Origin of the sequence: Paucihalobacter ruber, from assembly GCF_006494535.1 — a bacterium.
Taxonomy (GTDB): Bacteria; Bacteroidota; Bacteroidia; order Flavobacteriales; family Flavobacteriaceae; genus Paucihalobacter; species Paucihalobacter ruber.
This window is the reverse complement of the sequence record NZ_VHIQ01000007.1, coordinates 79,553-101,116: the sequence shown is the minus strand read 5'-3', so window position 1 is coordinate 101,116 and position 21,564 is coordinate 79,553. Positions and strand designations below refer to the sequence as shown.

At 39.4% G+C, this 21,564-nt stretch carries 10 protein-coding genes; 1 reads left to right on the top strand and 9 read right to left on the bottom strand.

Annotation, left to right across the window (positions count from 1 at the left end; genetic code table 11):
• Positions 1-17: 17 nt before the first annotated feature.
• Positions 18-1,226, bottom strand: coding sequence for a BaiN/RdsA family NAD(P)/FAD-dependent oxidoreductase (locus FJ651_RS13655; protein ID WP_394348097.1), 1,209 nt, complete (start codon positions 1,224-1,226; stop codon positions 18-20).
• Positions 1,227-1,545: 319 nt separating this feature from the next.
• Here FJ651_RS13655 and FJ651_RS13650 point away from each other — a divergent pair, with 319 nt between their 5' ends.
• Positions 1,546-10,134, top strand: a complete 8,589-nt coding sequence (locus FJ651_RS13650; RefSeq protein ID WP_140991100.1) for a malectin domain-containing carbohydrate-binding protein — start codon at positions 1,546-1,548, stop codon at positions 10,132-10,134.
• A 146-nt stretch (positions 10,135-10,280) separates the two neighbouring features.
• Here the strand turns inward: FJ651_RS13650 and FJ651_RS13645 are convergent, their stop codons facing one another.
• From FJ651_RS13645 to FJ651_RS13610, 8 genes are all read right to left on the bottom strand, one after another.
• Positions 10,281-11,843 carry a protein adenylyltransferase SelO gene (locus FJ651_RS13645; protein ID WP_140991099.1) on the bottom strand — a complete coding sequence of 521 codons (1,563 nt, stop codon included), beginning with the start codon at positions 11,841-11,843 and terminating at the stop codon, positions 10,281-10,283.
• The gene (gene msrA / locus FJ651_RS13640) at positions 11,843-12,385 is read right to left on the bottom strand and encodes a peptide-methionine (S)-S-oxide reductase MsrA (RefSeq protein WP_140991098.1); all 543 of its coding nucleotides are present in this window, start codon (positions 12,383-12,385) and stop codon (positions 11,843-11,845) included. The genes FJ651_RS13645 and msrA overlap by 1 nt, the downstream gene beginning before the upstream one ends.
• Positions 12,372-12,830: a peptide-methionine (R)-S-oxide reductase MsrB gene (gene msrB / locus FJ651_RS13635; protein ID WP_140991097.1), complete on the bottom strand. Its 459-nt coding sequence runs from the start codon at positions 12,828-12,830 to the stop codon at positions 12,372-12,374. Before msrB ends, msrA begins: the two co-directional genes overlap by 14 nt.
• A 69-nt stretch (positions 12,831-12,899) precedes the next feature.
• Entirely contained in the window at positions 12,900-13,376 is a 477-nt protein-coding gene (locus tag FJ651_RS13630) for a hypothetical protein (protein ID WP_140991096.1), read from the bottom strand.
• A 13-nt stretch (positions 13,377-13,389) separates the two neighbouring features.
• Positions 13,390-15,510, bottom strand: coding sequence for a glycoside hydrolase family 97 protein (locus FJ651_RS13625; RefSeq protein WP_140991095.1), 2,121 nt, complete (start codon positions 15,508-15,510; stop codon positions 13,390-13,392).
• A gap of 2 nt (positions 15,511-15,512) precedes the next feature.
• Complete coding sequence (locus FJ651_RS13620; RefSeq protein WP_394348096.1) at positions 15,513-17,195, bottom strand: alpha-amylase family glycosyl hydrolase; 1,683 nt, start codon at positions 17,193-17,195, stop codon at positions 15,513-15,515.
• Positions 17,196-17,198: 3 nt separating this feature from the next.
• Positions 17,199-19,094 carry an alpha-amylase family glycosyl hydrolase gene (locus tag FJ651_RS13615; RefSeq protein ID WP_140991094.1) on the bottom strand — a complete coding sequence of 632 codons (1,896 nt, stop codon included), beginning with the start codon at positions 19,092-19,094 and terminating at the stop codon, positions 17,199-17,201.
• A 12-nt stretch (positions 19,095-19,106) separates the two neighbouring features.
• Entirely contained in the window at positions 19,107-21,530 is a 2,424-nt protein-coding gene (locus FJ651_RS13610; RefSeq protein ID WP_140991093.1) for a glycoside hydrolase family 31 protein, read from the bottom strand.
• Positions 21,531-21,564: the final 34 nt, after the last annotated feature.

Here is a 21,564-nt window from a genome sequence, read left to right as displayed (position 1 = left end):
TACTTTTTATATGAATCTTATATATTTTTAGAAAGAATAAAAGCCGAAGTCCAGCAATTTTGAAAATTAAATCCGCCCGTTACGGCATCAATATTTAAGACTTCACCGGCTAAATAAAGATGATTGTGAAGTTTACTTTCAAACGTTTTAAAATTAACTTCCTTTAGGTCAACACCACCGGCAGTAACAAATTCTTCTTTAAAGGTGCTTTTGCCATTCACCTCAAATAAGGCTTTGGTAAGCTGAGTAGCCAAAGCTTCTAACTGCTCCAAATTTAAATCGGCCCAAGTTTTATTTTCAGAAATTTGAGAGGCCTTAACCAGATTTTGCCACAAGCGCTTTGGTAACTCAAAGCGGCTGTATTTACCCACTTGTTTTTTGGCTTCAGTAAGTTTGAAGTTTTTTAACAATGTGAGACATTCGTCATAACCAATGCTTATGAAATTAATTTCAATTTTGAATTGATAATTGCATTCAGCCAATTCTAAGGCGCCAAATGCCGATAATTTTAAAATAGCCGGTGCACTTAAACCCCAATGAGTAACCAGCAAAGCACCTTCGGAAGTTAGTTTACTGTCTAACACTTTTACCTGCACGTGAGGCACCGATACACCCGGAATATCCTGAATGCGCTTATCTTTAATATTAAAAGTAAACAACGACGGTACCGGCTTAACGATGGTATGACCCAGTTGTTCCAATAAATTCCATATTTTGGGATTGCTGCCGGTGGCTATAATTAGTTTTTCGCAGGTAAAAACATCTTTTTTAGTGCTTATTTTCCAGAGCGTTTCATTTTCTTCAAACCCAACTACCGATTGGTTATACAGTACCTTCACACCTAATCTTTCGGCCTCATTTAAAAAAAAATCTACAATTGTTTTTGATGAATCAGTTTCAGGAAACATGCGTCCGTCTTCCTCTATTTTTAAAGGGATACCGCGCTTTTCAAACCATTCAATGGTATCGCCGGTCATAAACTGATGAAACGGCCCCAATAATTCTTTCTCACCTCTTGGGTAATTTTTCACCAATTCCTGCGGAATAAATTCAGCGTGGGTAACATTACATCGGCCACCTCCCGATATTTTTACCTTTTGGAGTCCTTCGCTTCCTCGCTCTAAAATGGAAACTTTTAAATGCGGATGTTTTTCGGCAATATTGATTGCTGCAAAAAATCCGGCGGCACCACCACCAATAATGATAACATTGTAATAATCGATCAATTCTTTATTAGTTTAAAACAAATTTAAAACTATTTGATACAAACATTCGCCGGAAAAAATTTATAAGTTAAGATCATCAATAATAGCCGGCCATTTCAATCTTAATTTTAACTCTATTCTACTTGATTATTTACTATAATCAATTTTCTTTTTTTTTGACAACGTCCTTATTTCATTAGAAATCACAATATCTAAGGAGTTGGGATATTAAAAAAACAGTTGAACGATAAATTTATTATTTTAAACGAATAACCTGTTAATAATCAAAATATTTTAAGATTGAACATGTACTTTTACCTTTTAAAAATTTCATAATTCAATGAATACAATTAAAACAAACAGCCCGTTAAATCTACTTATCCTTACCCTATTTTTATTTTTGGCACTAACTCAATTTTCAAAAGCCCAAATAAATTTTGCCCAAAGTAATTTAAATTTTAATGGTAACGGTAATGTTTCGGCAGTTACGGGTATGACATTTGGTCCGGACTCTCGCCTCTATGTGGTAGAATATACCGGTGCTGTTAAAATTTTGACCATTGAACGCAATGGCCCAACAGACTATGTGGTAACCAATAACGAAGTACTTGATGGTATTTTAACCATCAAAGATCATGATGACGATGGTGTAACTAGAAGTGATCCTGCCGCAAGAGAAACAATTGGTATTGCTGTAGGTGGAACCGCTACAAATCCGGTATTTTACGTAAGTTCGAGCGACATTAGAATAGGAGCCGGTTCAGGAGGTGGCTCTCAAGACGTTGGATTAGATACCAACTCGGGAATCATTACACGATTTTCGTGGAATGGTGCTTCTTGGGATGTTGTAGATATTGTTAGAGGACTACCGCGATCTGAAGAAAATCATGCTACTAACGGACTAGAATTAGCAACCATAAATGGCACCAACTACCTGATTGCGGCTAGTGGTGGCCATACCAATGGCGGAGCGCCATCTATTAATTTCGTGTTTACTTGTGAGTACGCATTATCGGGAGCAGTGTTAGCCATTAATTTAGACATGCTAGAAGCCATGCCCATCTTAAATGACGATGGCCGTGATTATATTTACGATTTACCAACCTTAGACGATCCAACAAGACCTAATGTGAATGGTATTACAGACCCTGATGACCCGGGTTATGACGGTATAGACATTGGTGATCCGTTTGGTGGTAATGACGGTCTTAATATGGCCATTATAGACCCGGATGGTCCTGTGCAAATTTTATCTCCCGGTTATCGAAATGCCTACGATTTGGTAGTTACCGAAAGTGGCGCACTTTATGTTACCGACAACGGTGCCAATCAAGGTTGGGGCGGCTTACCTGAAAATCAAGGGACTGCCAATGCAACAAATAACTACATTCCCGGAGAACCAGGTAGCACAGCCTCTAATCCTGCTGCAAGTGGAGAATTTGTTGATAATGTAGATCATCTTCAGCTGGTAACAACCAATTTAAACACCTATACTTTTAACAGTCTTTACGGTGGTCATCCCAACCCTGTTAGAGCCAATCCGCAAGGCGCCGGACTCTACACAGACAATACCAGCGCACTGGGTACTTTTGGCTCACCTATATGGCGTACTCAAATTTATGATCCCGACGGCTCAAGACCAAACTCAACAACCAATCCAAATCAAGGTCTTCCTGCAAACTGGCCACCGGTACAAATAGCCAACCCTGTAGAAGGTGATTGGCGAGGCCCAACTATATTTAATCCAGACGGGCCTCAAGATAATCCTGTGGTTACTTGGGGAACCAATACCAATTCAATCGCCGAATACACAGCCAGTAATTTTAATGGCGCTTTAAAGGGCAATCTATTAGCCGGCCATAGTGGCGGAAATATTAGAAGAGTCATCCTGTCTCAAGATGGCACCACCGGTACACTGGACGAGAATTTTTTCTCAGGTCTCGGCGGTAATGTGCTTGGTTTAACTAGTAATGGCGACAACGACATATTTCCCGGAACTGTTTGGGGAGGTACCTTTAATGGCAATATAGTGGTGCTAGAGCCTCAGGATGCAATAAATTGTATAGCTCCTGACGATCCGGAATTCGAGCCATTAGCAGACTATGACGGTGATGGCTACACCAACCAAGACGAGATTGACAACGGTACAGATTATTGTAATGGAGGATCTCAACCCTCAGATTTTGACAAAATTCTTGGACCACCTTTTATTTCAGACCTCAACGATCCTGATGATGATGGAGACGGCATTCCTGATGCAGAAGACCCGTTTCAATTAGGAAACCCGCTTAAACCCGCTAATGAACAGGCGTTTACTATACCTATCGCAAATGACCTTTTTAACGATCAACAAGGCCTAGGTGGTATTTTTGGGCTGGGAATGACCGGACTTATGAATAACGGCGATACAGGACCCAATTGGCTCAATTGGATAGACCGCAGAGACGACCCTAATGATCCAAATCCTAACGACGTATTAGGCGGCGCGCCGGGAATCATGACCTCGCATATGACCTCGGGTACAGCTAATGGCAGCATCAACAATCAAGAAAAAGGCTATCAGTACGGTGTAAAAGTCGATGCCAATACTTCACCCTTTTCAGTTATTGGCGGGATGAATGGTTTTGATGGCAGTAATTTGAGATTGTACGGAAATACAGCTGCTATTGGTGGCGAACTAGGCTTTTTTATTGGGGATGGCACGCAAAGTAATTTTATCAAATTTATGGTAACGGTAGATGGTTTTACCGTACAGCAAGAAATTGACGATATACCACAAACACCTACTAATGTAGTTATTCCGGTTGAAGACCGAACCACTGATAAAATTAGATTTTATTTTGTTGTTAATCCGGCAAACGGAGAGGTAAGCTTTTCTTACAGAATTGATTCAAATCCTAAAGTTGATATAACCACACTAACTGCTCAAGGTAAAATATTAGAAGTCCTCCAAGATATCGATAAAGATCTAGCAGTGGGCTTTATAGGCACTTCCGGTGTAGATGGTGTGGAGTTAGAAGGCTCATGGGATTTCTTAAATGTTTTAGACAGCCAGCCATTTGTTAATCTACCTATACCAAATATAGATAGATTGGTAGGTTCCCCAACCGAAGAAATAAACCTCAATAATTATTTTACAGACGACGGCGATATTGAAGAATTAACCTTTACCGTTACAGCAAACACAGACAGTTCAATTGGAGCAATCATAGTTGATAATACACTAAGTTTAACATTTCCGGCTTTGCCTGCATTATCAAATATTACCATAAGAGCTACAGATGCCGACGAAAATTTTGTTGAACAAAGCTTTACCGTAATCGTTACAGAAGAGCCTACAGTTCTATATCGAGTTAATACCGGCGGACCTGAAATCACGGCTATAGACGATGCAGGTGTTAATTGGTCAGCCGATACGGTAGCTAATAATAACGAATACCTTCAAGAGCCTGGTTCAAATACTACTTTTAGTACAACTATCAACTCAACAACTAATGTCAATACAGACAAAGTACCTGTCGCTATTTTTACAACCGAACGATTTGATAGTAATCCCGGCCCGCCAAATTTAACCTATGCTTTTCCCGTTGCTGAAAACGGAAATTATGAAGTGCGTTTATATCTGATGAATGGTTTTGACGGCACCTCTCAACCCGGTCAGCGTATTTTTAATGTTACAATTGAAGGTAATCCTTATCCTCAATTAAGTGGAGTAGATTTATCTGATAGATTCGGTCATAAGGTTGGTAGTGTGATATCAACCGTTGTGCCTGTAAATGATGGTGAAATCAATATTTCATTTTTGCATGATACTGAAAACCCATTAATAAATGGTATAGAAATTTTAGAAGCAACTTCCTTAGATACCCCTATATACGTTGGTGTCATTCCTGATCAAATTAGTTTTCCTGGTGAAGCATTAGATGGAAGTCTTGGAGTTGTGGCCATTGGTGGCGATGGCAATCTTCAATTTAGTGCTGCCGGTTTACCTCCAGGAGTTGTAATAGAACCTACCAATGGTCAGATTGGAGGCACTTTGGGGCCTGATTCTGCAGATAATAGTCCATATTTAGTAACAATTACAATTGACGATAGTGATGCCATTTCTACAGATGCGGTTACCATACAGTTTCTTTGGACTGTTGAGATTATACCACTTGAAATTGTAGCTATTGAAGATTTTATTTCTGAAGTTGAAGACAACATAAATATTCCCATAATCACTTTTGGAGGCTTCCCACTAGAAACAATAACCTACAGCATTGAAGGGCAACCAAACGGCATTACCATTGATTCAGAAACCGGAATCATTACAGGAATTATCCCTGAAGGTGCCGAAATTGGCGGACCTAATAATGATGGTATTTATAATGTTACCATTACCGCAACCGGAACTGAATCAGGGCCTATTATCTCAAATTTCATATGGACCGTTAAACAAAAATCCCTGGTGGTCTTTAGAGTCAACGCCGGTGGCGCTGCATTTACAGCAACCGACGGTGAATTAGACTGGGTAGCCAATAATACTATAGGTGCGGTTAACGGTGAAGGCTATAACGTTAATACCGGTAATATTGCTGTTGGAAATTTAATTTATGCCAATAGAGATAGCTCAATCCCGGATTATATAGACGAAGCAACTTATACCGCAATTTTCGCCCAAGAGCGCTGGGATCAACCGGCAGCACCTGAAATGCAGTTCGATATTCCCTTACCTAACGGTGATTATATCGTTAATCTGTATATGGGTAACAGCTTTAGCGGAACTTCAGCAATTGGCAGTCGTGTCTTCAATATTTCTGTGGAAGGAATACTTGCCGCTGATAATTTAGATTTGGTTGAGAGATTTGGAAATCAGGTAGGCGGTATGATTTCGGTTCCGGTTACTCTTAATGACGAAGTATTAAATATCTTATTTGAACACGTTGTAGAAAATCCATTGATTAATGCCATTGAAATTTTAAACGTTGCTGCTCCAAATGCACCAATTTTAGTTAATAATATAAACGATCAAACAAATTTCGTTGGAGACGAAATAAATCCAGGTTTTGGTGTTGAAGCTTTTGGAGGTACCGGTGATCTTCAGTACACTGCGGTTGGATTACCACCCGGAATTAGTTTAAACCCTAATACGGGCGAATTTTCAGGAACCATTGAACTAAATGCCGAACAAAATAGCCCATACAATGTTATTGTTACGGTAGATGATAGTGATGCCATTACAACCGATGCCATTTCAGTAGAATTTATTTGGACCATTAAAGAAGCTCCATTAGTAGTGTTTAGAGTCAACGCCGGTGGCGCTGCATTTACAGCAACCGACGGTGAATTAGACTGGGTAGCCAATAATACTATAGGTGCGGTTAACGGTGAAGGCTATAACGTTAATACCGGTAATATTGCTGTTGGAAATTTAATTTATGCCAATAGAGATAGCTCAATCCCGGCTTATATAGACGAAGCAACTTATACCGCAATTTTCGCCCAAGAGCGATGGGACCCTCCGGCACTGCCGGAAATGCAGTTTGATATCCCGTTACCTAATGGTGATTATATTGTTAATCTATATCTGGGTAACAGCTTTAGCGGAACTTCAACAATTGGCAGCCGTGTCTTCAATATTTCTGTGGAAGGAATACTTGCCGCTGATAATTTAGATTTGGTTGAGAGATTTGGAAATCAGGTAGGCGGTATGATTTCGGTTCCGGTAAGTCTTACCGATGAAGTCTTAAATGTTTTATTCGAACGTGTGGTAGAAAACCCTTTAATCAATGCTATAGAAATTTTAAATGCTGCATCTTTCATTCCTCCAATCATTGTAAATAATATTGAAAATCAGTTTAGTTTTCCCGGTGAAACCTTAGAATCCGGTTTTGGTGTTATTGCCTCGGGTGGAGACGGAAACCTTCAATATAGCGCCATAGACCTGCCACCGGGCATATCAATTAATACAACGAATGGACAAATTACGGGTACGATTGGCTTAAACGCTGATGCCAACAGCCCATATAACGTGAGCATAACAGTTGACGATAGCGATCCCTCATCAAATAATGCCGTTACAATAAGTTTTATTTGGGTTGTTACTAATAATTTCTGGTTTGATAAAAATGAAAATGAAAATTACACCGGCCGTCACGAATGCTCTTTTGTTCAAGCAGGAGATAAATTCTATTTATTTGGAGGTAGAGAGAATGCACAAAGTATAGATATCTATGATTATACAACAAATACGTGGAATACTTTAGCAAATTCTGCACCTTTCGAGTTTAACCATTTTCAAGCTATTGAATATGAAGGTTTAATTTGGGTTATTGGAGCGTATAAAACCAATAGCTTTCCTTCTGAAACTCCGGCAGATTTTATTTGGACTTTCAACCCGGCAACCCTTGAATGGGTGCAGGGACCAGAAATACCAGCCAGTAGAAAAAGAGGTTCAGCAGGATTGGTTGTTCACAACGATAAATTTTATGTTTTAGCGGGTAATACCAATGGGCATAGTGGTGGCTACGTGAGCTGGTTCGACGAATACGACCCACATACCGGAATATGGACTGAACTCACTGACGCTCCAAGAGCTCGTGACCACTTTCACTCTGCCGTTATCAATGGAAAATTATATGCCGCCTCAGGACGACTCTCTGGTGGGCCGGAAGGAGTTTTTAGCCCAGTGATATCAGAGATTGATGTTTATGATTTTGCTACTGAAAGTTGGAGTACCTTGCCTAATGCCCTAGACATTCCAACGCCAAGAGCCGGTGCTGTAGTGGCTAATTTTGAAGATAAACTTATTGTTGCCGGTGGGGAATCATTAGCAAGTACAGATGCCTTTAATATTACTGAAATTTATGATCCGGTTTCTCAGTCTTGGTCCCTTGGAGCTCCATTAATCAATCGAAGACACGGAACCCAGGGAATTGTTTCGGGTGGCGGACTATTCGTGGCAGGTGGTTCTCCATTAAGAGGGCCAAGCAATCAGAAAAATATGGAATTCTATGGACAAGATAATCCCATAGGGACAGCGAGTGCTGTGAGTATCCTTTCATCTGAAACTACCATAAATTTTGAAATTGGTGAAACCAAGACAATTTCAATCTCCAACAGCGACGGTAACGTAGGTGCCATACTCAAAGACATAACTATAACTGGGGACGATGCTGCCGAGTTTAGTTTAGACTCGGGTAATATTCCATTTAAATTAATTGGAGCAAATGCTTCTCACGATCTCATAGTTTCATATTTAGGTACAGACCTTGACGAAAAAAATGCAATACTTACCATCAATTACAATAACTCAGATAGCCTAATAATTACTCTAAGTGCTACAGGTTATAACTTAATTTATGACGGAACCAGCTGGAGTCCTAATGCTCCAAGCGAAACAACTGTATCAGATAACGCAATCATTCTTAGTGGTGAGTATACAGTAGATTCTGACATTGCGCTCAATATTCTAAACATTAGACAGAACACATCCGTAAAAGTTGAAGCCGGGAACTCTATTACAACACAAGGCGACATAAAAGGTAACGGTACTTTAGAGCTTCTATCTACTTCTACGTCGTATTCCAGCCTTATACCTAACGGCACTGTAGATGGAAATATTCTATACAAACGACATGTAAACAGAACAGCCAATCCGGGCGAATCTGACGCTAATGATTTAATTTCAGCGCCACTTACAGGTCAGTCATTTGTTGAATTTTTATCTAACAATGACAATATTGTAAGTAATAGTACCAACACGCTGTATCTTTTTGGTCCGTTTAATAAAGAAACCGGTGCTTATGTTGTTTATTCAGAAGCTGAAACAGCCACACTAGACCCTGCTATTGGTTATAGAGCCGCTTCTACAAACACAAGTACCTTCACCTTTACCGGCACAGTAAATACAGGCCCTATTTCAGTACCTATTAGCAATTCCGGTCCTGCTTTCCAAATTTGGAATTTAATAGGAAATCCATATCCGTCGTACATTAAGGTAGGAGACTTTTTAACCGAAAATAATTCGGAGTTTGCCAATAATAGTGCCGCAATTTACGGATATGACGGTAATGCAAGTGATGGTTGGACTGTTTGGAACTTAGCTTATGCCGCACAAAATCCTGACGCTTTAATTACTCCGGGACAAGGTTTCTTTGTGTCTTCAAAACCGGAAGGTGGCACTGTTAACTTTTTACCCTCTATGAGAGAAAAAGGAACTTCAGATGACTTTATTCTTGGAAGAAGTACCTCAACCACTTCGAGTTATTTAAGACTAAATCTAAGTCAAAGCGATAAATCATACCATACCGATTTTTATTTTAACGCTAATTCTAGCAGAGGTTTAGATAAGGGGTATGACGCCCAAATCTGGGGTGGAACGGCTCCTAACTTTTCGATTTTCTCTTATTTAGCAGAAGGAAATACCGGCTTACCGTTGGCAATTCAATCGGTTGATGAAACAGATTATAGCGATCTCACAATTCCGTTAGGCGTTAAAGCAAGTATTGGTCAGCAACTTAAAATTAGTATTGCAGAGAATACATTACCTAGTAATATTGGTGTGTATTTAGAAGATGCGCTAACACAAACTTCAGTATTGATAAACAATAACGATTACGTGTTAACCCCTAGCAGCACACTTAATGCATTTGGGCGCTTCTATCTAGCATTTAGAGATAATGCTTTGTCATTAAACAACTCTGAATTTAATAAATTAAAAGTATTTAGCAATTTTGAATCGCAATCTATTATAATTTATGGCTTAATTACAGAACCAACGGTGGCTAAACTGTACGATGCCCAAGGAAGATTGGTTATTTCAAGACCTTTAAGTTTAGATATCATGCAACAAAGTTTTTACACAAATCAATTAGAAAAAGGTGTTTATATTATAAGTCTTGAAAGCAATTCAGCTAAAATGACTCAAAAAGTAATTATTAAATAAACTGATCTTTTGTAAAAAATAAAACTTTTTACTTACACTTTTAGTTATCAGGATGGTTTCTCTTCAAATAAGAATGAGAAACCATCTTTGTTTCGATACAGTTATAGTGATTAAAAATAATGAATTGTTAACAGTTAGAGTCTACACTAAGAACTACAAGATAACATAGAACAGCCCACCTTATGCCTTGCCCACTCCGGTCGTTTAGCAAACCACTTGGTGTTTTCAGGTTGCTCATCATATGGTTTTTTGAGAAGTTGAAACAATTCGTCAATCATATGATAATTACCCTTATTGGCATCGTCTATAGCTAGCTGTGCCATGTAATTTCTAAGCACATATTTTGGATTAACGCGCTTCATGGTTTCGCTGCGTTGTACATTGCCGGCAGGCTCCATTTGAAGTCTTTCGTTGTAATCCTCAATCCATTTTAACCATGTCATTTTTAAAGTTTCGGGAAAGTTGTCATCATCATAAAAGGCTTCTTTTATCAAATCAAAACCTTCTGATATCTTTCCTTTTTGGTAGCTACACAACTTTCTGAAAAATATGGTCATATCTGTTTCGTGCTTCAACAACAATGCTTCTAACCTCGCTATCAAATCGGCATCGGTTTCAAGTTGCTGCACTAAACCAATTTTACTGCGCATCATATTGAGATAGTCCACTTCAAAATCTATTTTATACTGATTTAAGATTTTTTCAAATGGTGCGGTTTCTTCAACTAAAGGATACAAGGCATTGGCCAATTGCAGCAAATTCCATAAGGCTGTGTTAGGCTGATTGCCGTAACGGTAGCGTTTATTTTCGGCATCGGTGGTATTGGGTGTCCAGTTGTATTCAAAGCCCTCGAGCCAGCCATACGGACCGTAGTCAATAGTGAGCCCCAGGATGGACATATTGTCGGTATTCATCACCCCATGGACAAAGCCTACACGTTGCCAATCTATTATCATTTTGAGTGTGCGTTGGGTAACTTCCTGGAAAAATTGAATGTAGACAACCTTTGAAGGTTGACCCAAATGCGGATAGAAATATTTAATAGTGTAATCTGTTAATTTCTTTAAATTATCATAATCTTGTCTGGCAGCAAACAATTCAAAATTCCCAAATCTTAAAAAACTTGGCGCAACACGGCAAACAATAGCGCCTTTTTCATATTCGGCATTACCGTTATACAGCATATCTCTTAATACATCCTCACCAGATTCTATAAGACACAAGGCGCGGGTGGTTGGCACACCTAAATGGTACATAGCTTCGCTACAAAGGTATTCTCTTACAGAAGAGCGCAACACCGCCAGTCCGTCGCCCTGACGAGAATAAGGTGTACGTCCGGCACCTTTTAACTGAAAGGCCCAACGTTTGTTGTTCTGCCAAACTTCAAATAAATTTATGGCGCGACCATCGCCCAATTGTCCGGCCCAAACTCCAAATTGGTGTCCGGCATAAGCCATGGCGTATGGTTTTGTATTTTGATAAACAGACGTTCCTGAAAATACTTCCAAAAATTGTTTTGAATTGGCATCTTCAAGATTTAAACCAACAGCTTCAATCATTTCCGGAGACACATGAAGTAATTTAGGCTGTTTCGGAACTTTAGGATTAACATACGAATAAGCCGCCTCAAACACCTGCCGAACATGGTTGTCTGTGACATCGTCTGCCGGCAGTTCTTCTATAAAGCTATTATCAATGTGAAGTTGCATTAGGCTTTTAAATATTGAGCGTGTTGCGATTTTAGTTTTTGAATTTTAGGGGAAATTACAAAACTACAGTAACCTTGTTCCTGATTTTGGTTATAATAATTTTGATGGTAATCTTCGGCTTCAAAAAACTTGGTCAAAGGCGAAATTTCGGTAACTATCGGATTGCTAAAATAACTTGCTAATTCTGAAACCACCTGATGTGCTATCTCCTTTTGGATATCATTATGATAAAAGATTACCGAGCGGTATTGTGTACCAACATCGGCGCCCTGACGATTGAGTGTGGTTGGATCGTGAGTGGTCATAAAAATCTCCAAAATAATTTGATAAGATATGATTTCAGGATTAAAACTTACCTGAATAACTTCGGCATGTCCGGTTAATCCGGAGCAAATTTCACGATAAGTAGGTTTCCCGGGAACAGTTCCGCCCGAATAACCCGACACCACTTTTTCTACACCATTAATACGTTGAAAAACCGCCTCTGTACACCAAAAGCAACCGCCGCCTATGGTAGCCATTTCTAAATTAGTTGCGCTCATGTTGGGTTTGTAAAGTTATAGATTCTGAATTCACACAATAACGCAATCCGCTAGGTTCAGGACCATCGGGAAATACGTGACCCAAATGCGCATCGCAGGTATTACACATAATTTCAACCCTTACCATTCCGAACGAACTATCCTTTTCGTACTTCACCGAATTGGGTTTGTAAGGTTGGGTAAAACTAGGCCACCCTGATTTTGAATCGAATTTTATGGTGGAGTCGAACAAAGTTGTACCACAGCAAATACAATTGTACAATCCGGGTTCGTGGGCGTGACAAAGTGCACCGGTAAAAGGTGCTTCGGTGCCTTTCTTTCGGGTGATTCTATACTGATCATCGGTGAGCTGTTCTCGCCATTCTTGCTCAGTTTTGGTAACAATTCGGTCTGGTTTGGGGTTACCGTTAACCGCGAAATTGATAATATCTTTCCAAGTAAGCATTGTTCTTTTTTTACTGTAAAGATACAATCTATAAAATGAAGATATTGGAAAGAAATGTTAAGGAATGAACTAAAGACCAAGACGTCCGTATGTCCAATTATTACCATCACTAATAAATATTAACGTTTTGGTAATATCACCGCCGTTATTATCAGCATCGGGAGCCATTATGACACGTGGTGTCAAATCTGTAACAGAAATTGTAGTCGCTAACCTGCTATCACCTGAAAAAAAACCACCATCAAAACTGTAAATTTCAGCATTTAAATTATTGGTGATATTTCTTAAAATATAAATTCTTCCAGGAACAGCATCTGCGTCCGGCAAAATAAACTCCAAATTATTCACTGTAGGAATAAGATTGATATAAATACCATCGTTTATCGGTGTGGCATTATTTTGCGATCCACCATTTAAAGTAACCACCTTTAAAGACAAATTCCCATTAATATCCAGCATACTCAATGGTGTATCGGTATTAATACCTACTTGCGAAAAACCACAAAAGGTTACAAAAAACAGCAGAACTGAGATTGTTGTTTTCATAATTTTCAGGATTTTAATTTTTGATTAAACTTATGGCAAAACCACCACCTTCGGCCAAGTTAATCACCAATTCGGTTTGGGCATCTATGGTTGTGGTTGTTGTGATTTCTAAATCCAGCGGATTCTCATCCCAATGGGCGTTAACACCATCTTTATAAATGGTGGCAGTATAATTGGCATCAGCATCGAGAAAACTAAAATCGAGGGTTAAGGTTCTGGAATTCTCATCGGTGATGCCGCCCACAAACCAGTTGCCGGAATTTCGTTCTTTTCTTGCAATGGTAACGTAATCGCCTACTACACCATTTATAACCTTGGTGGTTTCCCAATCTACACCAACGTCTTTAATAAATTGAAACGCTTCGGGATTGGCTTCATAATGCTCCACCAAATCGGCTGCCATTTGCACCGGACTGTAAATAACCACATACAAAGCTAATTGCTGCGCCAGTGTGGTATTTACCTGATTGTTCTTCTTATATTCATCGAATTTAATGTTGAAAATACCGGGTGTAAAATCGATGGGGCCGGCCAACATTCTTGTAAAGGCTACAATGGGCAGATGCTCGGGTGGATTGCCGCCGTCTTCAGCCCAGGCGTTAAATTCTTGTCCGCGTAAACCTTCGCGCGAAATGGTATTGGGATAGGTTCGGCGTAATCCCGTAGCCTTGATAGGTTCGTGAGCGTTAATGGCGACCTGATATTTGGCAGCCTTTTCAACCGTATTATTGTAGTGATTCACCATATACTGACCGTGATGGTATTCACCCTTAGGTAAAATTTTACCAACGTAGCCGGTTTTTACAGCGTTCATGCCGTAATGTTGCATGAGTGCAAAAGCGGTATCTTGTTGCTTGGTGTAGGTTTCTGTAGCCGCCGATGTCTCGTGATGCATGATAATTTGTACGCCTTTTTCTTTGGCATAGCGAGTTACTTCGTCAATATCGTAATCGGGATAGGGTGTGATAAAATCAAAAACCCCTTCACGGTCTTCAAAACCAATCCAGCGTTCCCATCCGGTATTCCAACCTTCTACCAAAACACCGCCAATATTGTTTTCGGCTGAAAAATCGATAAATCGCTTCACGTTTTCGGTGGTAGCACCGTGACGCCTATGGGCTTTTCCGGTGTCTTTCCATTGGCCATCAACCAATTCCATACCGTAATCCCAAGACGATTTATCTAAATGCATTTCCCACCAAACTCCCGTATATTTCATGGGTTTAAACCAAGACACATCACCTAACTTGTTAGGTTCGTTTAAATTTACAATTAAATTGGACTCAATTAAAGCCGGCGCGTTATCGGTTATTTGAACCGTACGCCAAGGTGTGTGAAATGGCAGCGTTCTTCTAACCTTATATTCGGTGTTTTCTGAGCCTACCAAGTTGCTCGTGAAACTCAGGTTTTCAGTATCAACCTTTAAAGTCATATCTGAATAATCCACCAAAGCGGCTTCGTGAAAACTTAAATGAATACCATTGTCGCCAACCAAAGTTACCGGTGTATTCACAGCATTTTCGGGAATATAGGTTTGTGCCAGATTTACGTGACCCACATAGCTTAGCGCGTTAATTTCAGACAATTTTGTGGTGCTGTACAAATGCTCGTAAATATCCCAATCGCCGGGTTGCCAAAAAGCCTTATAATCTTGTGTTAGGTTGAATTGCGTGTGCTCATCTGCAATCAAGGCTTCGGTAAAATTCTCCTGTTCCGGAAACTCATATCTAAAACCAATGCCATCGTTATAAACTTTAAAAACTATGTTGAATTTTCGGTTGGGCGACTTGCTTTCTTGTAATTCAATCTTTAATTCGTTGTAGTTATTTACAACATCTAGTTGTTCACCCCATGGCATTTGCCAGGTGTCATTAAAAGTAGAAATCTGTGAATTAAGAATTTTTAAGTCGTTTTTTAATGGTGAAGCGTTGGTGAATTCAAAACCTAAGTACGAGGTATCTATCACCACTTCGCTTTTAAAATTAGTGATATAGAATGCTTGTGCCTCTTTATCTAAATTAAACTGCACCGAAATATCTGAATTGGGCGAAGTCGCTTCTAAAACAAACTCTTTCGAAGTACAAGCACTAACTATAAGGGCAACAAAAGTTAAAGATAAAATACGAAACTTCATTATTATAATTTTTCTAATAAAACGATATCAAACGGACTATCAATGGTAACCTTACCATTTTGTACGATAGCCTTTTCTCCAGAATAGGCATCTTGCAATTGGTCGCCTTCTTGAAATACCTTGGACACATCAATAAGCTTTCCGCCTTTATGAACTCCCAAACCTATTACCACTAAATCTTTGTAATCGCCCTTAGTAAAACTTCTGTAGAAATAGTAAGGCTGTTGGGTTATCATTTGGTGAATTCCTGCACCAACGGCAGGATGTTTGGCTCTAAACTGACCCAATTTTCGCCAGTGTTCTAAAATTTGTGAGGTTTCTGCGTTATTTGAAATGTCATCCCAATTCATAAACGAACGTAGGGTAGCATCTCCCTCTGTGTCTTCTATAATCAATGGTCTGGCCAATTCATCGCCGTAATATACTTGCGAAGCACCCGGCGATAATAATAATTTGGTAGCGGTTTCCATCGCTTTTTTTCTTTCTGAATCGAATGGCTGACCATCATCGTGAGAACTCAAATAATTCAATACGCTGTAACCTTTTAAATCAGAAGATAACGCATCGTAATATTTTTTGAAGAGTGCTTCGTAGTTCATTTGTGCAGCATCCCATTTAAATTCAAAATTAATTTGGCTGCTGAACATGTTATCAAAATAATTCACCTTTTTATCTCCAAAGTCAAAGGCTTTTCCGGCAGATATTCCGTAATTATAAACTTCACCCACCAAATAAAACGGGGTATTATCCAAAACTTTATCAGGATTATTCTTTTTAAATTCTTCAAAAGAATAATCACATTCTTTTTTAAATTCTTCCCAAACATAGGGTTCGGTATGTTTTACGGTATCGCATCTATAACCGTCAATTCCGAATTCGGTGATATAATCGGTGAGCCATTTCATGATATAGAAACGCGGTGCTCTTGGGTAACCGGTGCGCTGAAAAAAAGCGTCTAACTCGGCTATTTCTTGCTCGTATCGACCTTCAGCTTTCCATTTTTCAACCAATTGTGGTGGTAAATCTACGTTGTCATTACTTTCGGTTCTAATATCGGGCAGGTTTTTAACAAGCGTACAACTTACCGTGTTTTCGTAATTATCATAAGAACATTGCACATCGGTGCGCACCCATTCGGCCGGCCAAACCGGATCTTTTTCGGTAACCGGACCGGTATGATTAATAACAGCATCGAGTAAAATTCTAATGCCATTTCTATGAGCCGCATCTACCAATGCTTTTAAATCTTCGGTCGTGCCAAAATTAGGATCTATAGCAGTCCAATCTTTAGTCCAGTAACCGTGATAACCATAGGTTAACCCCGTGCCTTCGTCGGTACCGCCATGTATTTGTTCAACTATGGGCGTCATCCAAATGGCATTAATGCCTAACTTGTTAAAATAACCTTCTTCAATTTTTTGGGTGATGCCTTTTAAATCGCCTCCTTCAAAACCTCTTAATTTGCCGGTTTCCAAATTTCTATTGAAATTGATATCGTTCGTTGGATCGCCGTTATTAAATCTATCGGTTAATAAAAAATACACATTGGCAGCCTCCCAAACAAAAGGCGTATTAGTTTTTACTTCAGTAACATTTTGTGTCTTTGTTTCCTTCTTATCAGTCGTTATCATACCGTCGCAACCGGTTAGTAGTAATAGTGTTGTAATAATTCTTAAAGCTCGCATAGTTTAATTATTTATTTTAAATATTAGCGACTCCAATGGTTTTAAGTTAATGGTCATTTCACCATTGCCATCTTCTATATTAAGTGTTGATCTCACATCTTTGTATAACATATCAACACATTCAAAAGAGCCGTCAAGCAATTGCATTTTCTCGACAAGGGCTTTGGGTAATTTTAAGTTGAATCGATACCTGTTTTCTGGATCAAAATTTGAAATAATAATGAGTTGTTCGTTATCAGTCCATCGTACAAAAGACATGACCTTATCGTTATAATTATCGGTATTCTCACGATTAAATTGATGTAAACTAAAGTAATCGCCCATCAAGGCTTCGCTATTAATGGTGAAATTCAACAAGCGTTTATAAAAATCCCGAAGCTCCAATTCGTGAACCGTAGATTTCCCACCATCAAAAGTTTTGTTATTTACCCAACGTTGGTAAGTTGGCACACCAATATAGTCGAAAATTGAGGTTCTGGATGGTTTTCCAAATCCGGCATCTTCAGCTCCAGGCTCGCCTAATTCTTGCCCAAAATAGATGAGTGTTGGGGAGGTACTAATAGTGGCCGAAACCACCATAGCAGGCATTCCTTTTTTGGCATCACCGGCAAACTCCGGACTTGCAATACGTTGTTCATCGTGATTTTCAAGGAAATGCAGCATGTGGTGTTCAATATCCTTTAAATCGTCTTGAATTGGAGGAATGTTATCGGTTTTACCATGACCTTGCATCACGTTTTTAATAGTGTCGTACAGTTGCACCTTGTCATATAGATAGTCCATTTTACCTTTTTTGATGTATTCGCGATACAATTGAGGCTGATACACTTCGGCCAATAAAAAAGCTTCCGGGTTTTTCATTTTTACAGCCGAATTCATATAACTCCAAAACTCAACGGGTACCATTTCTGCCATATCATATCTAAAACCATCTACACCTTTGTCAATCCAGTAAAGTGCAATGTCTTTAAATTTTATCCATGAATCGGGTACTATTTTATCCTGCCATAATTTAAAATGGGCTTTGTAATCCTCGTTGTCAAAACCATCGGGTAAATCGTCAAAATCCTTTTGGCCATCCGGACTAATACCATAATTAATTTTAACCGTTTCGTACCAGTCGTTCATATCGGGTTGCGATAATCTGGAGCCGTTGCCGGTCCATTTTGCCGGATTTTCATCAAATTTGCCATCAGCCAACGGGTGATTTTCACCACCAAGCGGTAAATAACCGTCGCGCCACTGGGGTACTTTAAAAGCTTCGCCGGGATTGTAATAAAAATTATTGTTAACATGGTAAGTAACCGAAGTATCATCATTTGCTCCAAAGTCTGAGATGCCTTCAGGATTAGTTAAACTTTGGTAATTTCGCGCCACGTGATTAGGTACAATATCAATTAACACTTTCATGCCTGCGTTATGAGTGCGTTCGATCAGGGCTTCAAACTCTTGTAAACGGTTGTTGACATCTACAGCCAAATCAGGGTTAACATTGTAATAATCCTTAACGGCATAGGGCGACCCTGCTCGGCCTTTTACCACATCGGGATCGTCGTTTGAAATCCCGTATTGCGTGTAATCGGTAATGACGTCATGGTGTGGTACACCGGTATACCAAATGTGTGTTACGCCCAAGTCTTTAATTTCTTGAAGTGCCTGGTTTGTGAAATCGTTAAACTTGCCAACACCGTTTTCTTCCAGCGTTCCCCAAGGTTTGTTTTTAGAATTGGTATTGCCGAATAAACGGGTAAAAACTTGATAAACGACTTCCTTTTGCTTCATAGGTTTTTTTAAATCTTGGGTTTGGGTAACGGTTGGTTCTTCGGGTTTGGGGTCGTTTTTGCATGCAAGAACACCCAAAATGGCCATTGTTAATATGATATTTTTATAGTTTTTCATTTTGAATCGTTATTAAAGTTTGATTCTTATTTCTTTCTCTTCGGAAATATTCCAAAGTGTATAAATGCTTAAAGTTTTTTCATTTGAATTATAGATACCATTTACTTTTTCGCCCTTAATTTTGATGCGCTTTGGCATCCTTTCTAAATTGTGAATTACTAATTTGATGCGTTTGTCTTCACTTTTAAAATTTATTCCTATTTCAGCCTCCATTTCAATTTCAAGCCATTTGCCGTCTTTTTCGGCTTCAAATTCTAAAATTTCGAAAGCTTCTTTTTCAAAGGCGTTGGCAGTTTTGCCATCGTCGTTGTAAAATTGGCGCTCTGATTCATCTAATTCAGAATGATAATAAAAATGAACCGATAAATCATTGGGGTTATAGGCCTCGGTAGAACTCATAGGCTGTGCCATAGGAATAAAGGCACCGGCACGTATAAAGGTTGGAATATTAGTATCAACCAATTGAACAGTTTGAGTGGTGCCACCTTTATAGATATCGCCCGAATAGAAATCAACCCAATCACTGCCGGAAGGAAAATACACTTCCTGTTGGGTTAATCCTGCTTCCAAAACAGGCGATACCAAAATGTCTTCGCCCCATAAATAGGATTTTGAATACGTTAACAAAACTTCATTGTTATCTTCAAAAAACAGCGGTCGCATTAAGGGTGTTCCGTTTTGATTATTTTCAAAAACAAGATTATAATTGTAAGGCAGTAATTGGTAACGCAGTTCGATAGCTTGTTTGGCCAATGCTTTGGCTTTTTCGCTTCTAAAAACAGGTTCGCTGGGCACATCTTCTTGGGCATGTGGCCTGTAGACCGGTTGAAAAACGCCATATTGTAACCACCGCACATATAACTCATCGTCGAGATTGGCACCGGCAAAGCCTCCCAAATCGCTATGCATATAGGCCAGGCCTTGCATACCCATTTGAAGGGATATTTCGGGTTGACTTTGCAATCCGCCCCAGGTTCTGTTAACATCTCCCGACCAAGGAATAAGTCCGTAACGCTGCGACCCCGAATAGCCGGCACGCATTAAAATAAACGGACGAACCTCAGGGAAATCTCTTTGGTATCCTTCAAACACCAAACGCGCCCAGTCATGACCGTAGGTATTATGAACTTCATCGGCTGTACCAGTATGGTGAATTAAGCCTGAGGGATGCACTTCCGGTTCACCCAAATCGCCCCAAACGCCTGCCACACCATTATTGGCTAAATCTTTGTAAATATTCCAGAACCATTGCTCAGCTTCGGGTTTGTAAACATCTATTAACCCTGTGTTGCCAAAATAAAAATCGTAGGTAAATGGCTGACCTATGGAATCTTTCGCCAAAACATCTTTGTCAACGGCTTCCTGCCAGCGCTTTGATGTGGTTAATACAAATGGTTCGGTAATGGGAATGGTTTTTACACCTTGCTGTTTCAGTCTGTTGACCATGCCTTCAAAATCGGGGAACGAATCACGGTCAACTTCCAAATTACCCATGGTACCTTGTACCTCTTTCCCGAACCAATACAAATCAAGAATAATGGCATCAACAGGAATTTCGGCATCCTTAAAAGCTTTAATGGTTGCTTCTGTTTCATACTGGGAACGGTAACCAAATCTGCTTGAAAAGTTCCCCAAGGCCCAGCGCGGTGGCATGGGCTGTTTCCCGGTTAATTTCGTGTAATTTTCAACGACTTCATACCAGGTATCACCGGCAATGATCTGGTAGGTTTTTCGCCCTGAAATAGTCTCGTACACGAGCGTATTATTTCCTTTACTGTCTAAATCCAAATATCCAATAGGTGCATTCTCAAAGTGAATCATGTATTGCTTTGATGACAGTACAATTGGCAAGGTAAAGTTCATGAGTTCGCTTTTGGTTTCGTAACCATAGTGTGCTCTGTTGTAAAGCGGTAATCTAAAACCACGTCTGTTCATCCCCAAAGCTCTGGCGCCTGCACCGTATAAAACTTCATCTTTAGTGAGGTTGAACTCTATTTTTTCGGTGGAATCGGCTACAATATTACCCTGAACCATTTCCATGGGTTCATGTGAACTTTTAAAATAGCCTTGTTTTTCGGAAATTAATGCTTTACCATTGTAGTAGTAACTGATTTGAAACGGCGATTTTGTGATTATAACCGATATATTAGGTGTTGAAAAGTTTATGTTGTTTTCTTCGTCAGAATAATTAACATTAACAGCGGTTGGGTCTAATATAACGGCATGAGAATTTTGGTTAAAAGTTTCGTTTGAAGGAACAAAGGTGGTCTCAATTATTTCTGAAGAATAGGGTTTAAACAAATACCTACCGTCATTCACTTCGACCGTTAAATGGGTTCCGTCAAAGGCCGCACTTTTATAATCACGGTTTGCATTTTGTCCATAAAGCGCAGAACAGGTGAAAATTAGTGTGATGTATAAAATGTTTAATTTCATTTAATTCAATTTTAAAGACCTCACAGGTTTTAAA